General features: G+C 37.6%; 19 protein-coding genes. 7 read left to right on the top strand and 12 right to left on the bottom strand.

The features are described from left to right. Window positions 1–150 precede the first annotated feature (150 nt). The 6 genes from EHW89_RS04290 (at window position 151) to EHW89_RS04265 (ending at window position 5658) form a co-directional block, all read left to right on the top strand. The gene (locus EHW89_RS04290; RefSeq protein WP_106100426.1) at window positions 151–1080 is read left to right on the top strand and encodes an FAD:protein FMN transferase; all 930 of its coding nucleotides are present in this window, start codon (window positions 151–153) and stop codon (window positions 1078–1080) included. Between the two features lie 19 nt (window positions 1081–1099). Beyond that, window positions 1100–1708 (top strand): NADPH-dependent FMN reductase, encoded by a 609-nt coding sequence (locus EHW89_RS04285; protein WP_126466866.1) that lies wholly within the window; start codon window positions 1100–1102, stop codon window positions 1706–1708. Window positions 1709–1726: 18 nt separating this feature from the next. Beyond that, window positions 1727–2971, top strand: a complete 1245-nt coding sequence (locus tag EHW89_RS04280; RefSeq protein ID WP_126466864.1) for an NAD(P)H-dependent oxidoreductase — start codon at window positions 1727–1729, stop codon at window positions 2969–2971. A 149-nt stretch (window positions 2972–3120) separates the two neighbouring features. Then, a complete protein-coding gene (locus EHW89_RS04275) occupies window positions 3121–4104 on the top strand; it encodes an ABC transporter ATP-binding protein (RefSeq protein WP_126468065.1) in 984 nt (327 codons plus the stop codon). Further along, a complete protein-coding gene (locus EHW89_RS04270; RefSeq protein ID WP_037597050.1) occupies window positions 4097–4876 on the top strand; it encodes an ABC transporter permease in 780 nt (259 codons plus the stop codon). The genes EHW89_RS04275 and EHW89_RS04270 overlap by 8 nt, the downstream gene beginning before the upstream one ends. 2 nt (window positions 4877–4878) lie before the next feature. Continuing rightward, window positions 4879–5658 carry an ABC transporter permease gene (locus tag EHW89_RS04265; RefSeq protein ID WP_003024614.1) on the top strand — a complete coding sequence of 260 codons (780 nt, stop codon included), beginning with the start codon at window positions 4879–4881 and terminating at the stop codon, window positions 5656–5658. A 28-nt stretch (window positions 5659–5686) separates the two neighbouring features. Here EHW89_RS04265 and EHW89_RS04260 read toward each other — a convergent pair whose 3' ends face one another. The 9 genes from EHW89_RS04260 to dnaG all read right to left on the bottom strand — a co-directional run bounded on the left by EHW89_RS04260 (window position 5687) and on the right by dnaG (window position 15452). After that, window positions 5687–7396, bottom strand: coding sequence for a cache domain-containing sensor histidine kinase (locus EHW89_RS04260; protein ID WP_126466862.1), 1710 nt, complete (start codon window positions 7394–7396; stop codon window positions 5687–5689). After that, a complete protein-coding gene (locus EHW89_RS04255) occupies window positions 7393–8127 on the bottom strand; it encodes a response regulator transcription factor (RefSeq protein ID WP_126466860.1) in 735 nt (244 codons plus the stop codon). The genes EHW89_RS04260 and EHW89_RS04255 overlap by 4 nt, the downstream gene beginning before the upstream one ends. Before the next feature lie 57 nt (window positions 8128–8184). Then, a complete protein-coding gene (gene msrB, locus EHW89_RS04250) occupies window positions 8185–9303 on the bottom strand; it encodes a peptide-methionine (R)-S-oxide reductase MsrB (RefSeq protein ID WP_126468063.1) in 1119 nt (372 codons plus the stop codon). 12 nt (window positions 9304–9315) lie between these two features. Beyond that, window positions 9316–9879, bottom strand: a complete 564-nt coding sequence (locus tag EHW89_RS04245; protein WP_003024623.1) for a redoxin domain-containing protein — start codon at window positions 9877–9879, stop codon at window positions 9316–9318. A gap of 13 nt (window positions 9880–9892) precedes the next feature. After that, on the bottom strand, window positions 9893–10603 hold the full coding sequence (gene ccdA2 / locus EHW89_RS04240; protein WP_003024626.1) for a thiol-disulfide oxidoreductase-associated membrane protein CcdA2: 711 nt from the start codon (window positions 10601–10603) through the stop codon (window positions 9893–9895). A 134-nt stretch (window positions 10604–10737) separates the two neighbouring features. Then, complete coding sequence (gene brnQ, locus EHW89_RS04235) at window positions 10738–12066, bottom strand: branched-chain amino acid transport system II carrier protein (RefSeq protein ID WP_126466858.1); 1329 nt, start codon at window positions 12064–12066, stop codon at window positions 10738–10740. A gap of 147 nt (window positions 12067–12213) precedes the next feature. Beyond that, window positions 12214–12543, bottom strand: coding sequence for a metal-sulfur cluster assembly factor (locus EHW89_RS04230; protein WP_003024629.1), 330 nt, complete (start codon window positions 12541–12543; stop codon window positions 12214–12216). An 18-nt stretch (window positions 12544–12561) separates the two neighbouring features. After that, a complete protein-coding gene (gene rpoD, locus EHW89_RS04225) occupies window positions 12562–13674 on the bottom strand; it encodes an RNA polymerase sigma factor RpoD (RefSeq protein WP_003024631.1) in 1113 nt (370 codons plus the stop codon). A 2-nt stretch (window positions 13675–13676) separates the two neighbouring features. After that, window positions 13677–15452, bottom strand: coding sequence for a DNA primase (dnaG, locus tag EHW89_RS04220; protein WP_319592684.1), 1776 nt, complete (start codon window positions 15450–15452; stop codon window positions 13677–13679). A gap of 154 nt (window positions 15453–15606) precedes the next feature. Here dnaG and mscL point away from each other — a divergent pair, with 154 nt between their 5' ends. After that, window positions 15607–15987, top strand: coding sequence for a large conductance mechanosensitive channel protein MscL (gene mscL, locus EHW89_RS04215; RefSeq protein WP_022525808.1), 381 nt, complete (start codon window positions 15607–15609; stop codon window positions 15985–15987). Window positions 15988–16228: 241 nt separating this feature from the next. On the opposite strand, the gene rpsU is transcribed toward mscL, so the two are convergent. From rpsU to EHW89_RS04200, 3 genes are all read right to left on the bottom strand, one after another. Further along, window positions 16229–16405, bottom strand: coding sequence for a 30S ribosomal protein S21 (gene rpsU / locus EHW89_RS04210; protein ID WP_000048054.1), 177 nt, complete (start codon window positions 16403–16405; stop codon window positions 16229–16231). A gap of 199 nt (window positions 16406–16604) precedes the next feature. Then, window positions 16605–16943: an ATP cone domain-containing protein gene (locus tag EHW89_RS04205; protein WP_003024641.1), complete on the bottom strand. Its 339-nt coding sequence runs from the start codon at window positions 16941–16943 to the stop codon at window positions 16605–16607. A 228-nt stretch (window positions 16944–17171) separates the two neighbouring features. Continuing rightward, on the bottom strand, window positions 17172–19487 hold the full coding sequence (locus tag EHW89_RS04200; RefSeq protein ID WP_126466854.1) for a CAP domain-containing protein: 2316 nt from the start codon (window positions 19485–19487) through the stop codon (window positions 17172–17174). Window positions 19488–19685: the final 198 nt, after the last annotated feature.

The following is a 19685-nucleotide window of genomic DNA, read 5'->3' as shown; positions in this document are numbered from 1 at the left end:
TGCATTCAAATTTTAAGTTTCTAGTTAAGACCATTCTATATGAAAATGATATGAAATTGTCGGAAAATTTTCTACAAAAAAGTTTGTGAAAACGTTATCTATCTGTTATAATAGATGTGTGTATTTAATCTATAGAAGGGAGGTAATGTGATGGATTTCATCTCTCGTTCCATTCAGCTAATGGGCACGACGATTACAATTTCGATTCTTCATCATCAGGCAGACTTGTTACTTGACGAGGTCGTTCAGCTCCTTTTTCTTTATGAAAAACGCTTTAGTGCAAATGATGATACTTCGGAGTTGATGAAAATTAACCATCAAGCTGGAAAGCAATGGATTCAGGTGCATCCTGATTTGTTTGAGCTAATTGAGCTAGGAAAACAGCATAGTTTAGCTCAAAATAGTCACTTAAATATTACTATCGGACCACTTGTACAAACATGGCGAATTGGTTTTTCAGACGCTAAAGTGCCTCAGCCGGAAGAAATCAAATATTGCCTTTCTTTAATAGAACCTACTTTTATTAAACTCGATTCTGCTTCTTCTAGTGTTTTTTTGGCAAAAGAAGGAATGAAAATTGACCTTGGAGCACTTGCAAAAGGCTATATTGCTGATAAAGTGATGGAGTTCTTAAAAAATAAAGGCGTGACTTCTGCTCTCATCAATCTAGGCGGGAATGTATTAACCCTAGGAATCAACCAAGTTTCTAAGCGTCCTTGGCGGATTGGAATCCAGCATCCCAAATTAACCCGCGGGAATAATCTGGCTCTTCTTCCTATCGTAAATCAATCCGTTGTGACTTCGGGAATTTATGAGCGAACCTTTGAAAAACAAGGGCAAACCTATCACCATATTCTTGATGGTAAGACAGGTTATCCTGTGGAGACAGATGTCGCTAGTTTAACGATTGTGTCTAATCGCTCTGTAGACGGTGAAATTTGGACAACCCGATTATTTGGCGAAAGCCCATCGTCCATTCTAGAACAAGTCGAAAAAGAAGAACAGATTGAAGCGTTAGGGATTACAAAAGAAGATCAATTATTCTATTCTTCTGGTTTAAAACCAGAATTGCTATTTTAATATCGGAAAGGAAATAATTATGTTAAAACTCATCGGTTTAGTTGGCACAAATTCAAAACGTTCCACCAATCGCCAACTATTACAATATATGCAAAAACATTTTGCGGATAAAGCAGAAATTGAACTAGTGGAAATCAAAGATATTCCCATTTTCAATAAACCCGCAGACAAAAATCTTCCAGCTATTGTAACGGAAATTGCTGAAAAGATCGAAGCGGCTGACGGGGTCATTATCGGAACGCCTGAATACGACCACTCTATCCCAGCTTCGCTCATGAGTGCTCTGGCTTGGTTGTCTTACGGCATTTACCCATTGCTCAATAAACCCGTGATGATTACAGGTGCTTCCTTTGGAACCTTGGGTTCGTCTCGTGCACAGTTACAGCTTCGCCAGATTTTGGATGCCCCTGAGTTGAAATCTTCCGTCATGCCTGGCTCTGAATTTTTGCTGTCGCACTCTCTGCAAGCATTTGATAAAGATGGCAATCTCATTGACCTTGAAACCATTCAGAAATTGGACGCACTCTTTGATGATTTCCGCCTTTTTGTGAAAATTACCGAGAAGCTATCTAGTGCGCAGGAATTATTGCACAAAGAAGCTGAAAACTTCGACTGGGAAAACTTGTAAGCAAAGGAGAATGACGTAATGAAATTTGTAGGAATTGTAGGCTCAAATGCAGAGCAATCGTATAATCGTAAATTACTGGAATTTATCAGAAGACATTTTAAACTAAAATTTGAATTGGAAGTCTTGGAAATTGATGAAGTTCCGATGTTTAATCAAGACGAAAAATGGGACGAATCTTTCCAGCTTCGCCTCCTATACAACAAAATTACCCGTGCAGACGGAGTCATTATCGCAACACCTGAGCACAACCATACCATTACCGCTGCTCTGAAAAGCGTGCTTGAGTGGCTGTCATTTGAAGTTCATCCATTTGAAAACAAGCCTGTCATGATTGTGGGCGCTTCTTACTACGATCAAGGAACTTCACGCGCACAGGTCCATTTACGCAAAATTCTTGACGCACCAGGTGTCAATGCTTATACTCTTCCCGGAAATGAATTTCTGCTTGGAAAAGCCAAAGAAGCCTTTGACGATGAGGGAAATATTACCAACGAAGGAACCGTCAAATTCCTTGAAACCTGCTTGGATAATTTTATGAAATATGTAGAGGTCGTTTCAAAATTGAAAAAACCAAAACCAATTGAACCAGAAGATTTAGATGTTACCAAACCTATCGCAACAACGATTCAAGGCATTGACCCAGATGATCCTGAATGGGTTGAAAAGGCTGCTGTTATGGTAGGTGCCGTCTCAGGAGATACCTATGTAAAACTAGACCACGGTATTTTAACGGTGGATCAGATCAATATGTTCTTGAAATCCATGCCTTTTGAACTGACTTACGCCGATGACAACAACCAATTCCTCTACTACAACGATGCACATCAAGACCCTGATACCATGCTGGCAAAACGTGTACCATCTCAGTCAGGAAACCGCCTATCAACGGTTCACAATTCACTTCCGGCTGGCAGAATGAAAAATGTAGAGTGGGTAGTCGGAACCTTGCGTAACGGCAATCAAGAATATGTCCGCACCCTGATTCCAAATCCACATTCACCAGTTTTAAATACACACAACTATCAGGCTATGTACTATCCAGACGGCTCTTACGCTGGTATCAATGAAATTGTCTTTAATTTCAGACCATGGCTGGAATGGTACTTGGAAACAACTGGTCAGCAGCTAGTTGGCGGAAGCGGTCCATTCGCTCCTACAGGAGGACAGGCTAAAGCTGATGCTACTTCCGGTGCTTCGGATACAGGTAGTCACAGCGAGAGTACGGGTGAGGCAGATGCTACTTCTGCTGCTTCCAGTCATTGATCTAAAGAAATCAAAGAAAAGGTTGAGCAATTTTGTCTCATCCTTTTTTCTGTGTAAAAGATCATTCCATAAGATTCACTTGCACAGATTTCGTGAACTTGTTATAATAATGAATATACGCAAACGTTTTCTGCCACAAGGAGATAATGATGATTGAAGCAAATCAATTATATAAGACATATAGTATTGTCGAGAAAGAATTAGGCCTTAAAGGTTCTATCAAAGCCTTTTTTCACCCCAAGAAAAAACAAATTCACGCTGTACAGAATATTTCATTAACGGTTCAAAAAGGTGAAATTATTGGTTATATTGGTTCGAATGGAAGCGGAAAATCCACGACTATAAAAATGCTGACTGGTGTTCTTTATCCAGATCGAGGCAGTGTTAAAATTAATGGACTTACCCCACAGAAACATCGCACAGCAGTCAATAAGCAAATTGGCGTTTTGTTCGGACAAAAATCACATTTACGTTGGGATATTCCTGTGCTGGAATCTTTTATTTTGCATGCGAAAATCTATGACGTTCCTGATAAAGTTTTTGAGGAACGCTTGGAGCAATTAATTGACCTGTTGCAGCTAGGAGATTTTATTCACCAGCCTGTTCGTAATCTTTCGCTCGGGCAACGAGTTCGCTGCGAATTTGCTGCTATATTCATTCATCAACCTGCCGTTGTTTTCTTGGATGAACCTACAATCGGTCTTGATGCCAGTGTAAAAGAAACCATCCGCTCTTTCATTCGCTTTATGAATAAAGAGTATCAGACAACTTTCCTCATTACGTCTCATGATATGCAGGATATTGAGTCGCTCTGCGAACGAATTTTCATTATTGATAAGGGCAAAAAGGTTTATGATGGAAGTCTGACGAAATTAAGAGAAAAGTTTTCAACAGTTAAAACCATTTCTTTCAAAACGCAAACGCCAATAGAAGAGCTATTCCAAATCAATGGGTTTCGTTTTGAGAAAATTGACTCTTATCATTTCAATATTCATTATCAAACAGATATTTATACTAATGCCCAAGTTATTAATCAGATTTTTGATCATTATTCAATCGAAGACCTAGCTATCAAAGAATTGACAATTGAAAATATCGTCAAACAAATTTATGAGGAGGGGCTTGATGAGTAAATATATTCATATCACACGATTAGCTCTTATTACGCAACTTCAATATAAATCTTTCTTTGTCGCGACCCTGATTCGTACTTTCATACAAGTGCTAGTCTCTATTTTCGTTTGGAAAACCATTTTTTTCACCCAATCTCAAGTCAATGGTTATACTTTAGAAACGTTCACAACCTATATTATCTTTGCAAATCTACTGGGAAATCTAAATAGTTTCAGCATTGGACGGGATTTGTCTATAATGATTGTTGATGGGAATATTACTGGCGAGCTACTCTATCCTTATTCCCTCATTACTTCTCTCTTTTTCCAAGACTTTGCTGTCAAAATCGTTGAAATTGTCAAATTCATTCCAATTTTATTAGTTATCCCTTTGCTTCAAGGACAGCTTTATCTTCCAAATTGGCAGACAGGATTGCTTTTCCTATTTTCTAGTTTATTAGGAATGTTTATCATCCTCCTGTTAGATTTAGGATTTAGCTTAACAGCCTTCTTCACGGCAAATACTTGGGGAATTTTGATTCTCAGAAACGGGCTTTTTTCACTCGCTTCAGGAGCGCTTTTGCCACTAAGTTTTTATCCAGAAAATATTGCAAACATTTTGAAACTATTACCTTATAGCTTTGCTGTTAATTTTCCAGTCAATATCCTTTTGAAAAGACAGGTTAATTTTGAGCTCTTCTGGATTCAATTGGCTTGGATTCCGATACTTTCAGCTTTCATTGCTTTTCTTTGGTATCAAGCTAAACGTCGTTTAGTCATTTTAGGAGGTTGAAGATGAAATACATCAATATTTATTTTTATAATCTCAAAGCTTACTTGATTGCTAGCATGTCTTACCGAATGGACTTCTTCATCGGACTTGTTTCTTCCTTGATTGAACAGATTGTTTATTTAATTTTTTTAAATGTATTATTTGCAAATATCAAGGAAATTGCCGGATTCAACTATGGACAAATGCTATTTATTTATGGAATGGCAACTATCGGACGTTCAGTTCACCTGATTTTCTTTGACAATCTTTGGATGTTTGGAAGCCGCTATATTCGCAAAGGTGAGTTTGAACGCCTGCTTATCATGCCCATCAATCCTCTTTTTCAGCTAATTTGTGAACGCGTGCAGCTACAAGGATTTGGCACAACACTAATGGGAGCTATTGCAACTTATCAAGCCTATCATTTACTCGGACTGCATTGGAACATTTTTCATCTACTTCTCTTTGTCTTTATCTGTATTTGTATTGGTTTACTCTATGCCGCTATTCAATTAGGACCTACTGCTCTTGCTTTTTGGATTGTCGAATCTTTCCCTATCACAATGGGGATTTTCTCCCTCAATCAAATGGCACAATACCCTATCAAAATTTACCCAACCTTTATCCAATTGATACTAATTTTTGTATTTCCTTATGCTTTTACTTCTTTTTTTCCAGCTCTTTATTTTTTAAATCTAAGCTGGATTGGTTTGCTACTTCCTTTAGTCCTACTTGTTATTTTTACTATCAACTACGCTCTATTCAAATACGGCATGAAAAAATTCTCCAGTGTTGGGAATTAAATATTAAAAAACCAACTGAAATCTTTCATCAGTTGGTTTTATTTGCCCTTGGAAAATAGAGACGAATCTCCGTATAAGTATTTTCTTCAGATTTAATTTCCATGTGATAGGATTTACCAAATTGTAATTGCAAACGCTGATTAACATTCTTCAAACCGACACCACCCAAGCGAACGAGTGTAGCATTTGTAGTTTCGCTGGCGACAAAGCCACGACCATTGTCATAAATTGAAACGATGAGCTGCGTGTCATTTTCAGAGACGCTAACTCGAATCCTCCCTTGACGATTCATTTCTTTGATACCATGGTAAATGGCGTTCTCAACCAAAGGCTGCAAAATCAACTTTGGAATTTTGTAGCCATCATATTGCTTCAACTCTTTAATCTCATATTGCAATTTCTCACCATAGCGCTGTTTTTGAATAAAGAGATACTGACGCACGTGGTCAATTTCATCTTTAAGAGAAATTTGTTCATGACCTTGATTAAGTGCCAAACGGAAATACTTAGCCAGTGATTTTGTGACTTCTACTACACGCTTGCTGTCATTAAATTCTGCCATCCATACAATTGTATCCAACGTATTGTAAAGAAAATGCGGGTTGATTTGGCTGGAAAGCGCCTGCAATTCATATCTTCTGACATTTTGTTCCTCTTCTTTGACTGCAATCATCAATTGATCAATCCGGTCTAACATAATATTAAATTGTCTTGCCAAATCAACTAATTCAGGAGAGCCGGTTTCATTAGCCCTCAAATCTGAATGCCCACTTCCAACCTTTAAAATGGTTGCTTGCAAATCTCGCAAAGGCTTAATCCAAAGCCGAAGCACAAACCAGATCCCTATTAGACAAACCCCCAAAGCAAACAGACCTGTTCCAATAAAAGACCACAAAATCTGCGTTTGAACTGCATGCAATTGTTCCATTGAAGAAACCCCAATCAATGTCCAACCACTATTTGGAATTTGATATCGAGATACATAAGCTTGTTTTGATTTGACATATCCATTTTTTACAGAAAGATAAGGCGCCATCGCTTTCATTTCAGCGTGAGAAGAATAAACTGCTTTTTTAGGATGATAGACAAAGTCATGATTGGCATCGACGATAAAGGTAAATCCTTCTTTTCCTAACTGTAGTTGATCTAAATAAGCTTCCAACGTCTTGTATCCAATATCTAAGCGAACAACCCCTAGATTTTTACCATCTTTATCTACAACTTCCTGCATGATTGAAATCACCCATTTTTCACCAGTTGTATGACTGACGGTTCTTCGTGCTGGTGTCAAAATCGGCATAGCACCTTTATGGATAGCATCCTGATACCATTTTTCTTTCATCATATCAGCGGATGTCTTCATGGTTAATTCAGGATCTGTTGATATGAGATTCCCGTCTTTTGTTACCAAAATAGCAGATACCAAATCCGAATCTGTTTTTAAAATCGTTGCGAATAATTGCCGAAGTTGTTCAGCGTTTTCTTGGCTTGGTGTTTGTGCGTATGTCTTTATTTTCTCATTTTCAGCCAAACTACTTGTTGTCTGTTTAACTTTTTGTAAATAAGAAGTGATAAACTGACCACTTTGCTGAATGGTCTTGCGTGTATTTTGCTCAGTTGTCTGGCGAATAGCAACCGAACTAGTCTGATAATAAATCCCACCGACAATTCCCAAAAGAGCTAATATCATAATAAAAACATAAATCACTAACTGAATCAGGAGAGAATATCGTTTCATTGCCCTTCTCCTCGTTTAAATTGCCGCGGTGTTACTCCAACGACTTGCTTGAAGCGTTGAGAAAAATAGTTCATATCTTCAAAGCCTACCTGCTCTGCAATTTCATAAACCTTCAAGTCAGTTGTCAAAAGCAGTAATTTTGCTTTCTTCATCCGTTCTTGAATTAAGTAATCCTGAAATGGCAAGCCCAGCTCTTTTTTGATGAGAACACTCAAATAAGACGAACTAAACCCGAGTTGAAAAGCGAGTGATTTAAGAGATAATTCTGTATCGGTTAAACGATCATGAATTGCTTGTTCTAAATCAGAAAATTCTGCTTGCCCAACCAGTTCATGAACTTGCTGCTGCTTTCGCTCCTTGTCCAATTTCTCTTTGACTTTAAACAACATCGTTTCCACATCTTCCCGCGAAAACGGCTTTAGTAAATAATCATCAGCACCTAATTTTACTGCTGATAAAGCGTAGTCGAAGTCGTCATAACCCGTTAAAAAGATAATATGAACAGAAGGATATTGTTCTTTGACTAATTGAGCTAGTTTAATCCCGTTTATATGTGGCATATTGATGTCTGTCAAGACAATATCGGGCTGTGCAAGCTGTATCTTTTCCCAAGCATCCAAGCCGTTTTCAGCCTCGCCCATGACTTCCATATCAAATGTTTCAAAATCTACTAAAGACGAAATACCTTGCCGAACAAGGTATTCATCTTCTACAATCATAATTGAATACACTAGCGCACCCCTATTATTTATTAAACTCATTATAGCAAATTTCTGTGAAAATTGCTGTTACACATAGTTTAATAAATAACCGTAGCCTTTACTTTCCATTTGGTCTTTCGGAATGAAATGAATGGCTAAACTGTTGATACAGTAGCGAAGTCCACCCTTATCTTTTGGTCCGTCCGTAAAGACATGACCAAGATGTGAATTTCCAATACGGCTTCTAACTTCCGTCCGTGTCATATTAAAACTATGATCTTCCTTATAAGTTGCGACATCTGGGCTGATTGGACGGGTGAAGCTAGGCCAGCCACAACCAGACTCAAATTTATCTTTGGAAGAGAAAAGTGGCTCACCTGTTACAACATCTACATAAATACCTGCATCAAACTTATCCCAATAGCGATTAGAAAAAGCACGCTCAGTATCATTTTTTTGTGTTACAGCATATTCTTCATCAGATAATTTCTTTTTAATCTCTGCATCACTAGGTTTTTTATATTTGGAAGCATCAATGACTGGATAAGAAGCTTGCTTAACATTGATATGGCAATAGCCATTTGGATTTTTCTTTAAATAATCTTGGTGGTACTCTTCAGCCTTAATAAAATGTTTTAATGGTTGTTTTTCGACCGCCAATGGCTCTTTAAATTTTTCTTTCTGCTCGTCAAAGACTTTGTTAATCGTTTCTACATCAGCCTGATCTTTATAATACACGCCTGTACGATATTGCACTCCACGATCATTGCCTTGCTTATTTTTGCTGGTTGGATCGATAATTCTAAAGTAATGTAGCAAGACTTCTCTTAAAGAGATTTTATTGGCATCATAGGTTACATGAACCGTTTCTGCATGTTTTGTCTGCGAGATTAGTTCGTATTTCGTGGTTTCGCTAGTGCCATTAGCATAACCAGAGACTGCGTCAACCACTCCATCTACACGCGAAAAATATTCTTCTACACCCCAGAAACAACCTCCTGCCAAATAGATATGCTTTAAATTTGCATTTTTCAGGTCCGCTTTCTTTTGCTTGACCGGTTCAGCCTGGCTAACAGCTGCTTCTTTAATCTGATTAATAGCAGATTGATTTTTAAGGGTTGGCATCATGCGACTTCCTAGCACAAATAAACCTAAAACCAGCAGGACTGCTCCACCAAATAATAACCATTTCATTTTATGATCCATCATCCTCCCCTCCTATTTAATGCTTTTAAGAGTTGATTCAATTTCTGCTTTTTTAATAAGTCCAGGACGAGTTTTTACCAATTTTCCATCGCTTCCAATAAATGCAGCTGTCGGATAGGAACGAACACCATATTGTTCCAATAGTTTACCACTAGGATCTAGTAAAACAGGTAAATGTTTATAATTTAATTTCTCATACCAGTTTTTAAAATCTGCTTCAGATTTTTCACCAACATGCCCCGGTGAAACAACCGTCAAAACTACATAGTCTTTCCCAGCATTTTTAGCTAACTCATCAGTATCCTTTAATGTAGATAAGCAGATAGAACACCAAGATGCCCAAAATTTGAGATAAACTTTCTTTCCTTTGAAATCTGACAATTTATAAGTTTTCCCGTCAACTCCTTTTAGTTCAAAATCAGGAGCTGCTTCGCCTTGATTCAACTTTGTAGCTGTCGTTTTATTTGTAAATTGTCCGTGTCCAGACTTAGTTCCACTAGCTGATTTTTGATTTCCACAGGCACCCAACAGAGCAACACAAACAAGACCTGTGATGACTAACATTGTTTTTTTCATGAGATTCCTCCTTTTATCCACCAAATATTGAAGCTAGAACATTAAGATTTCCCAGCATAAGTAAAATTCCCATCAAGATGATAAGTAACCCGCCAATTTTCTTTAGTAGTCCCATATAAGGTTTTATTTTCCCAAAATGGCGTAAAACAATAGAAGAGGCAAGCGCCAAAATGAGAAATGGGATAGCAAGACCAAGGGTATAAACTAACATGAGGAAGCCACCTTGTACTGCTCCATTACCACCAGAAGCTGCAATTGCGAGAACAGAACTCAAAACAGGACCTACACAAGGTGTCCAACCAAAGCTAAAGGTCACACCTAGCAAGAAAGCATTGTAAAAATCATTTCTATTTTTATCTTTTTTTAATTGAACACTTTTCTGTCGTTGTAGTAGCTTAAAATTGATCAGTTCCATTTGATGAACACCGAGCAAAATAACAATTGCTCCTAATACATAGCGGAACCACTCTGTATAGAGAACTTTTCCCAAAAAGCCAGCGCCATATCCAAGAATTAAAAAGACTACGGATAATCCTGCAATGAAAAATAGTGTTTTTATAATTCCGTACCAAGCAATCTTCTTTCCAAAAATAGTGATTGTTCTTGGTTCATCTGTATCCAATAAAATACCAACATATACAGGAAGCAATGGCAATATACAAGGCGAGAAAAATGATAAAATTCCCGCTAAAAATACAGAAATCAAAAACACAATAGATATCATTATCTTTTCCTCCTCATTTTCTTTCTAAGAAAAGTATACACTGGTTCACTATCTAAAAATAGAGGATACGATTTGTAAAAACTTGAATTTGATATGGTCATAAAAAAACTACCACTTCCGTGATAGTTTTTTTATCATTCCATTTCAAATGTGTCACTCTTTTGTTTATTTGGCAAAAACAAAGACAACACAATCCCAACAATCGTCGGTACCAGCCAAGGAATTGAAGCTTGCGCAAATGGCAAAGCATTGATTAAATTGCTCACACTAGTCAATTTAAATTGCGAGCCAATGATATTCGCAAAGGCAATAATTGTTACAACTGCGACCGTTAGCTGCATTCCAATCTTAGATAAGGCAACAAACTTATTGACAATCACAATCATTACAATCGCAATGGTAATCGGGTACAAAATTTGCAAGACAGGAACTGAATACTGAATGATCGCTCCCAAACCAAGATTTGCAATTGCAAATCCAATCAAGGTAAAGGCTGTTGCATAAGTTTTGTAGCTGATTTTAGGAAAGGTTTTATTGAAAAATTCTGATGTTGAAACAATCAAACCAACCGTAGTCGTGAAACAAGTCACTGTTACCATGGCTGCAAGGAAAATCTGTGCTGTCGGACCAAAAATAGCTTGTGTAGCTTGAGATAAGACATAAACTCCTTTATTGGCATTAGACGCCATTACATCAGCCGGAATTGGGAAATGATTTCCAAGAAATCCTAATCCAATATAAAGTGCACTAAATCCCAATGCAACAACAATTCCAACAATCCAAATCGTTGATATATATTCCTTTTTGTTGGCAAAGCCGAGTTGGTTCAATGTTTGCACAGCGATAACGCTAAAAGCAACAGAGGCAAGTGCATCAAGCGTATTATACCCTTCAAGAAAGCCAGTTCCAAAAGCTGCTTTTGCGTATTCCGCACTAGCAGCTTGCGGTGCAGCCGCTCCGTATTTTATTGCCCCTAAAATGACTAGAATGACAATCAAAATGGCAAACACAGGAGTCAAAATCCGACCAATCCGATTCAAAATTTTGGAAGGATTTAATGAAATCAAGTAGGCAGCCACAAAATACAAGATTGTAAAAATAATAAGTCCTAATCCTGTCATATTACTCGAAAGCAATGGTGCAATCCCAACTTCATAAGAAGTCGTTGCCGTCCGAGGAATGGCAAAAAATGGACCAATCGCTAGATACAGAACTACCAAGTAACTGGTCGCAAACCAAGGAGAAACCTTTTTAGAAATTTCGTAAACATAGCCTTTGGGATTTAAAGTACCGATAATCAATGTTAAAATAGCAATTCCAACTCCTGAAAGCACAAATCCTGCAATCGCTGACCAGAAGTGTTCGCCAGACAAAGCTCCTAAAGTTGGCGGAAAAATTAAATTTCCTGCGCCGAAAAATATTCCAAACAAGAGTAATCCTGTCAGTGCTCCTTTTTTAACCATCTTCTCTCCCTTTTCTAAAATTCAGTATGTTCAACTATTATAACAGATTCTTACAATACTTCAAGTGATATAAAGTTAAAATATTGCACAAATTCTGAATGTTTGAGCAAAACAAAAGCAGCATAATCAAGTCATGCTGCCATATTCTTATTTAATCCCTAGGGCGATGCGTGCGTAGCGACTCATTTTATCCACAGTCCATGCTGGATACCACACCAGTCTCACTTCTACTTTGCTCACTTCAGGTACATCTGACATCGCATCATGAATCTGATCAGTTAATAAGTCAGCCAGCGGGCATCCCATTGTTGTTAAGGTCATATCAATCTGCGTCTCACCATTTTCACCATTGAACCGAATTTCATAAATCAAACCAAGATTTACAATATCAATTCCTAATTCAGGGTCAATAACTTGTTCCAAACTTTCCAAGATACGATTTTTAATATCATCAATTTGTTCGTTTGTGTATGCCATGGTGCCTCCTTTTATTTACTAGTCCTCAATAAAATCGCGAAGTGGCTTGCTGCGACTTGGATGACGCAATTTGCGTAGGGCTTTGGCCTCAATTTGTCGAATCCGTTCACGAGTTACGTTAAAGACTTTTCCAACATCTTCCAGCGTACGCATTTTCCCATCATCTAGACCGAAACGCAAACGTAGTACATTTTCTTCACGATCTGTTAATGTGTCAAGAACCTCGTCTAATTGCTCGCGCAGGACGATACGTGTTGTATAATCAACTGGATTTTCAATCACTTCATCCTCAATGAAATCGCCAAGATGACTATCATCTTCTTCTCCAATTGGGGTTTCAAGAGAGACCGGCTCTTGGGCAATCTTCAAAATCTCACGAACTTTATCTGGTGTCATATCCATGCGCTCAGCAATTTGTTCTGGCGTTGGATCTTGTCCCAATTCTTGCAAAAGATTTCGTTGCTCCCGCACTAATTTATTGATTGTCTCAACCATGTGAACCGGAATCCGAATCGTACGCGCTTGGTCAGCAATCGCACGAGTAATCGCTTGACGAATCCACCAAGTGGCATAGGTCGAAAATTTGAAACCTTTGGTATAGTCAAACTTGTCAACGGCTTTCATCAATCCCATATTGCCTTCTTGAATCAAGTCAAGAAACTGCATGCCGCGTCCAACATAGCGCTTAGCAATAGAGACAACCAACCGCAAATTAGCTTCTGCCAAACGTTGTTTCGCTTCTAAGTCGCCTTGCTCCACAAGAACAGCTAATTCTTGCTCTTCTTCATTGGTCAATAACGGAACAACACCAATTTCCTTTAAATACATACGGACAGGGTCGTTCACTTTAGCAGAATTGCTACCAAGCAACTCCTCATCTGTTAATTCAGCTTCTTCTTCCTCTGTATTTAAAACCCGTTCACTTGGGTTGCCCTCTTTATCCGTAATAGCAATCCCTGCGTCCTGAATCCGTTGAAGAAGATCTTCAATGCCATCAGCTTCCAAAGTAAATGGAATGACTAGCCGATCATTGATTTCATCATCGGTTGCTGTACCAGTTTTTTTATGGTTGCGAATAAATTCTGCAACTTGAACATCAAAAGTTGTTACTTCTTTTTGTTTTGTAGCCATTCCTACTCCATTCTCCTTTTTTGAGCAATAAATCGCTCTAGCTCTTCTAATGCCGTATCTGCATCCCCACTATGAGATGCTTCACGGACTTTTTTACCAATCAATTGATTTTCTTTGCGAAGCAATTCCTTATCTCGCGTTTGCTCCACTTCAATCAGTTCCTGCTCAGAAACTTCCTCTGGTAGATTTTCTTCTAAGACCCGATACCAAGCTTGCTGTACCGAATCATTTTGCTCAGACAAATCTTGTGGCGTTACCTCGCCATTTGTTTTTAAAATATCGTACAAAGTCTGCAATTCTACTGTTGCGAAATGAAAATCTTTCCTCAAACGATAATCATTTAAAATCACAGGATTATCAATCATCCGCTGCAGAAGATGACTCTCTGCCTTAATTAGCCGCGATACTTGCTGTGTTATCGGAATGTCAAGTCTTGACACTTGTTGATGCGATTGCTGTTGTTGCTCTCTTCTATTTACTAAACGATGATTATTAACAGCTTGCTCCACCTGCTGGTAGTCAAAATCAGGTAACAATTCAGCTAACATATAAATATAGGAATTTTGTGCAGTGATTGATTGAACCTGTGCAATCAGCTGAGACATTTGTTCAACAAATTCAATTTGAGCTTGCAAGTTTTCGATATTATCTGGCTTCAGATAGTTCAAAAGAAACTCTATATCACTAATTCGTGTTTTAGTCAGTAAATTTTGTAAATCATCAGCAGAATTTTTTTTGATAAATTCATCCGGATCCATATTATCAGGAATCCTGACAATTTCAACTGATAAATTATGCAATTCATTCAGAGCTTTTGCTGTCGCTGCTTGTCCTGCTTTGTCACCATCGTACGTTAAAATAATTTTCTTTGCGAATTTACGAAGATGCTCCACATGCTCATGCGTCAAAGCAGTCCCCATAGAGGCCACAGCATTTTCAATTCCAGCACGATAAGCGGCTATAACATCCATAAAGCCTTCCATTAAGTAAATTTCGTGACTTTTCTTGATAGTCGCTTTGGCCTTGTCCAGATGATACAACTCATAGCTTTTATTGAAAATCGGTGTACTGCGACTATTTTTATACTTCGCGACTTTCTGCTCTATATCGCTTGCTTGCCAAATACGACCTGAAAAAGCAATGACTTGTCCTTTATCATTTGCCAATGGAAACATAATCCGATTTTGAAAAGCATCATAAACCAGATTATTATCAGCTAAGTTAAATAAGCCTGAATTCAGAATGGCTGGTTCGTCAAATTTCCCACTAACACTTCTATATAGATAGTTGCTTTCATTAGGTGCTAAACCAATTTGAAAATGCTTGATAACCTCATCTGTTAAGCCACGTTCATAAAGATAAGAACGTGCTTCTTCTCCTATCTTTGTTGTCATCAATACTGCATGGTAAAACCTTGCAGCTTCCGCATGAATGTCATAAAGTGCTTGATGAGGATGTGTATGTGTTGACTGCTCTTTTCTACTATGCTCTATTTCTAATGGAATCCCTGCACGATCTGCAACAATTTGTACAGCGTCCATAAAAGAAACACCACGATAATCCTCAATAAATTTAAAGACATCACCTGACTTTCCACAGCCAAAACAGTGATAAAATTGCTTTTCTTCTACCACGTTAAATGACGGAGTTTTTTCCCCATGAAAAGGACAAAGCCCCAGATAATTCCTTCCGGCCTTTGTTAGAGCAACGACTTCTCCTATGATTTCGACGATATTGACGCTATTTTTAATATCAGAAATGATTTCTTTATCAATCAATAGACAACACCCCCAATTTATCATAGAATAACAACTTACATTTTATAATAAATTTATCAAAAAGTAAAATATTCACTATATTTTTTAGACATTTTATTGACTTTCCCCTTTTTTTAGATATAATATAGTTTAGTATTTTGAAAGGAAAAAGAAAATGTTAAAGGACCTTAAAGAGTTTTTGCTTCGCGGCAATGTAATTGATTTGGCAGTCGGTGTTATTATTGCCAATGCTTTTGGAGCTATTGTGACTTCGCTTATTGGAGATGTTATTACTCCACTCTTTCTCAATCCAGCTTTAAAAGCTGCTGGTGTAGAACAAATTGCTGGTTTAAAATGGAATGGGATTGCATACGGTAGTTTCTTAAGCGCTGTTATCAATTTCCTCGTCATCGGAACAGTTCTCTTCTTCATCGTCAAGTCTGTTGAAAAAGCGCAAAGTCTTACAAAAAAAGAAGAAGACACTGCTGAAGAAGCTGCAGGACCAACTGAATTAGAAGTTCTTCAAGAAATCAAAGCATTGCTCGAAAGCAAATAATTATGAAAAAAATTCACTGATGAAAATCAGTGTTTTTGTTTACTCTCACGGTTTCTTGATATTCTGTTTGCCTTAACCTGCCCCTCTAGCTGCTACTTCTATTAAACTTGCGGTGGAGTTTTGAGATGACAGATAACGTCCATACGGTAAAACTGCTAAAGCTATTGATTTTTATTGAGTACGAGTTCGATTTTATCTAAATAGAAACAAAAAACAGACCGAAGTCTGTCATTTTGCTCAATTAGAATTTTTTACGTTTACGAGCTGCTTCTGATTTACGTTTCCGTTTTACAGAAGGTTTTTCATAGAATTCACGTTTACGTGTTTCTTGAAGAGTACCAGCTTTAGTAACCGCACGTTTGAAACGACGAAGAGCATCGTCAAGGGATTCATTTTTACGTACTACTGTTTTTGACATTTTTTTCACTCCCTTCAAGCTTAAAATCTTTTAAATTTTATCATATTAAAATACACTTGTCAAGTCCCAGAAATTAAGGGAATGTGGTAAACTTTTCTAGAACAAGCATTATTGTTAACTTAAAAGAAAGTTGATTTTTAGCAAATTTTTCAAAAAAATCTGCCAACTACTTCATTCTGTGATCTAAGCTGTAAATTTATTATCGAATTTGTTCAAAATGTAAATGGACTGCAATATGATCGCCATAACCATTGCGATCCAAATCTCGTTGCAAGCGGTAGGAGATATAATGCTCGGCAATGGTGATATAACCAGCACCTAACAGGCGATTTTCTACCATAGATTGGATCATACTGATAGTAGCTCGTTCAACACCAGCTTCCTCTAGATCTAACACTACTTTTTTAGTTACAAGCGCTAAATTTTGACGTAGATCATCTGTCAAGACATAAACCGTTTGTGCTGCTTTCAAAATAGCTTGATAAATTTTATCTGGATTAAAATCAGTAACTTCTCCATTACGTTTGATGACTTGCATAGAAAACTCCTTTAGTTTTATTCGTTTCATTAAGAGAATACAGTTTATTATACTATTTTTGTGCTGATTCTCAAAATGATAGATACTGTGGGAGAGTTGGTAGACAAAAGCTACGGTTTTCAATGCTTGCTTTTGATTGTATTGATTAAAAAAAAAGACAAACACTCAAAAACAGAGTTGTTTGTCTTTGGGAAGAAAGATTAGATTTTTTCTAAAATCTTCAATTATTTAATCTTCGTTATTTCTTTTACGACGGCGAGCACTAGCTAGAGTTCCCAAACCAAGTAGCAGGCCTAATGTAGCAACCTGATCTGCTTTAGTACCTGTAGCAGGCAGAACTTTTTGACCAGTATTTTGTTGTCTAACTAACAATGGTTTTGGTTGGTAAGTTCTGGATAAGTGTAAGTTTGGTACTTTTCCACCTGTTTCTTTTTGAGCCTTCGGAGGAAGTTGACTTCTCAATTGCTCATAGTTTTCTTGTAACTTGGTATAAATTGAACGAGAAATCTCTAGTTTTGCTTCTTCATCTTTTAACGTTTTAACCTTAGAGGCATAGTCAGCTTGTGCAGCTTGAAGAGCCTTTTGAGCTGCTTCCAGTGCTTGTGGTGCATTTTGTAATTTTTCCAAGTTATCTTGTGCTTCTTTTAGCTTGGTTTGACTAGTTTGCAAAGCGTCTTTTGCCTTGGCAACATTTAATTCTGCTGTAATTAAGACTTTCTTGAGTTCTGCTAATTTATTTTTAGCAGTTTCTAGTAATCCTTGTTCTTTTGCTAACGCTGCTTGTTTTGGTGCCAACTTGGATGCAATAGTTGCAGTTGCGCGCTTCAAAGCAGCTTCTTTTGTTACAACATTTTGCTTCGCTTTTGTCAAGGCCGCTTCAGCTGTAATCACTCCAGCATTCGCAGTAGCAAGAGCAGCTGAACGATTCGCAGTCAACTTTTGAAGGTCTGCTAATTTTGCTTTTTGAATATTTAAAGTAGACACATAACCCGTTCTTTGAGCTCGCAACACGCCTAATTGACTCTTCGCTGCTGTTGCTTGTGCATTTGCAGCTCTTGCAGCACCAGCAAAATTACGGATTGCTTGCTCATACGCGTCTGCGCTAAGAAGAGTACCGTTGTTAACACGTGCATTAAAATTAGGTTCTCTATGAAATCCAACTTCAGACGTTCCATATACATTACTGTATTGATTTGGAACTTTATCATATGCAGCTGAAATGGTATTAAAGTTTTTATCCATCATTTGAAGATAGTGACCAACTCTATAGAAGAAAGCAAGTTGACCACGATTACGTAAGGTGGTATAAATTTGATTGGAATCAATGTCTCGCTCATTGGTTGTTAAGCCATACTTAGCTGCCTCAGCCATATAGATAGATTTTTCCTTATACCAAAAATCAACGGCTCCTTTCGGAGTAAAACTAATCGCTACATTTTCATTTCTCAAATATTTGCCCATATGCCAATCTGCTCTTTCAAAATAAAGAGTTTGGACTTGGCTGGCTGGATTCTTGTAAGGATCAATCAATAATTCTTTTAATCCAGCTTGTCTACGATAAGCATTGATAGCTCTAACCAATTCAATCGCTTTTAAGTTATTTGCTAAAGTTGCTGGACTTGTTGCGTCAGAACCAACTGTAATACCGTCTTCACGTTTAGCTCTTTCATAAGTTGCTAGAGCTTCAGTAGCTGCATTACGAATCGCTTCGTTGGCTCCATTTGTTTTAGCGTGTTGTAAAAATTCACCATAGGTTGCCTTGTTTAAATCAACATTTCTTCTATTGGTAGCTGACTGTTCAGCACGGGCTACTTCAGCGGCTTTTTGATCAATAGCCGCTTGATTTTCTGCAACTTTTTGCTCACTTTGCTTGACTTGCTCAGTCGCTGAATCGATTTCTTTAGGAAGATTAGCGATTTCTTCTTTCACTTTAGCAAGATCTTTTTGCTTTTCTGCCAAATTCTTTTCAGCTTGTTTTTCTTCTTCCTTTGCGCGGTTAAGATCTTGTTCTTCATTGGCAACTGGAGCTTTAGCTGTGTCTAATTCGCGTTGTGCAACGTCAACAAGTGATTGTTGCCCTGCAACAACATTTTCTTGATTTTTAACAGCTTCTTTTGCCTTTGTTTCAGACTGTTCTGCTGCTTGAACTTTATTTTCCTCTGTTGTAACCGTCTTCTCTGATGTCGCCACTTCTTCTTTTGCGGTTTCAATAACTTCTGGAGTTGCTTCTTTCTTTTCTGCCTCAGCATTTGCAACAGCTTTTTCGCTATCTGCCACCGCGTCCTTTGAAGTATTTACATCTCCTTTGACTTGCTCTACAACTTTTTGCTGAGTATCTGTTTGAACCTTTGCAGCATCGGCTTGCAGCTTTGCTGATTGAACATCTGTTTCTGTAACTGGTTTGGTGATTTTTTCAGATGTCTTTGGCTCAGTAGATTGTGTTTTTACTTCTTCGGCATTTACTTGATGTGATAAACTGCCTGAAATAATAGTGGTTGCAGCTAAACCGGTCGCAACTACTGATTTTTTAATTTTTCTCTCCATTAGACGGCCTCCTAATATACTTGCTACCTTTCATTATAAACCATTTCAGCCTAAATTACAATTCCGCTAATGTATTACTCAGATAACTATTTCATTAAATTTCTTTTACATTAATTATTGGTAGGGAGAAATCTATGGGGGAATCCTACACAATCCAAACTATCATTTCCTGATTGTAAAAGATTTCAAAATACGCTA

The sequence above is a fragment of the Streptococcus periodonticum genome (assembly GCF_003963555.1).
Lineage (GTDB): Bacteria > Bacillota > Bacilli > Lactobacillales > Streptococcaceae > Streptococcus > Streptococcus anginosus.
Note: the sequence above shows the minus strand (reverse complement) of the source record. Positions and strands in the feature narration are given on the sequence as shown.

Coding starts and splice junctions, on each gene's coding strand:
- EHW89_RS04280 (WP_126466864.1), top strand. CDS start 1,727: ATGAAATTTGTAGGAATTGTAGGCTCAAATGCAGAGCAATCGTATAAT.
- EHW89_RS04200 (WP_126466854.1), bottom strand. CDS start 19,487: ATGGAGAGAAAAATTAAAAAATCAGTAGTTGCGACCGGTTTAGCTGCA.
- EHW89_RS04285 (WP_126466866.1), top strand. CDS start 1,100: ATGTTAAAACTCATCGGTTTAGTTGGCACAAATTCAAAACGTTCCACC.
- rpoD (WP_003024631.1), bottom strand. CDS start 13,674: ATGGCTACAAAACAAAAAGAAGTAACAACTTTTGATGTTCAAGTTGCA.
- rpsU (WP_000048054.1), bottom strand. CDS start 16,405: ATGTCAAAAACAGTAGTACGTAAAAATGAATCCCTTGACGATGCTCTT.
- EHW89_RS04245 (WP_003024623.1), bottom strand. CDS start 9,879: ATGAAAAAAACAATGTTAGTCATCACAGGTCTTGTTTGTGTTGCTCTG.
- EHW89_RS04275 (WP_126468065.1), top strand. CDS start 3,121: ATGATTGAAGCAAATCAATTATATAAGACATATAGTATTGTCGAGAAA.
- brnQ (WP_126466858.1), bottom strand. CDS start 12,066: ATGGTTAAAAAAGGAGCACTGACAGGATTACTCTTGTTTGGAATATTT.
- EHW89_RS04270 (WP_037597050.1), top strand. CDS start 4,097: ATGAGTAAATATATTCATATCACACGATTAGCTCTTATTACGCAACTT.
- EHW89_RS04290 (WP_106100426.1), top strand. CDS start 151: ATGGATTTCATCTCTCGTTCCATTCAGCTAATGGGCACGACGATTACA.
- EHW89_RS04230 (WP_003024629.1), bottom strand. CDS start 12,543: ATGGCATACACAAACGAACAAATTGATGATATTAAAAATCGTATCTTG.
- EHW89_RS04205 (WP_003024641.1), bottom strand. CDS start 16,943: ATGCAAGTCATCAAACGTAATGGAGAAGTTACTGATTTTAATCCAGAT.
- EHW89_RS04265 (WP_003024614.1), top strand. CDS start 4,879: ATGAAATACATCAATATTTATTTTTATAATCTCAAAGCTTACTTGATT.
- mscL (WP_022525808.1), top strand. CDS start 15,607: ATGTTAAAGGACCTTAAAGAGTTTTTGCTTCGCGGCAATGTAATTGAT.
- msrB (WP_126468063.1), bottom strand. CDS start 9,303: ATGGATCATAAAATGAAATGGTTATTATTTGGTGGAGCAGTCCTGCTG.
- EHW89_RS04260 (WP_126466862.1), bottom strand. CDS start 7,396: ATGAAACGATATTCTCTCCTGATTCAGTTAGTGATTTATGTTTTTATT.
- ccdA2 (WP_003024626.1), bottom strand. CDS start 10,603: ATGATATCTATTGTGTTTTTGATTTCTGTATTTTTAGCGGGAATTTTA.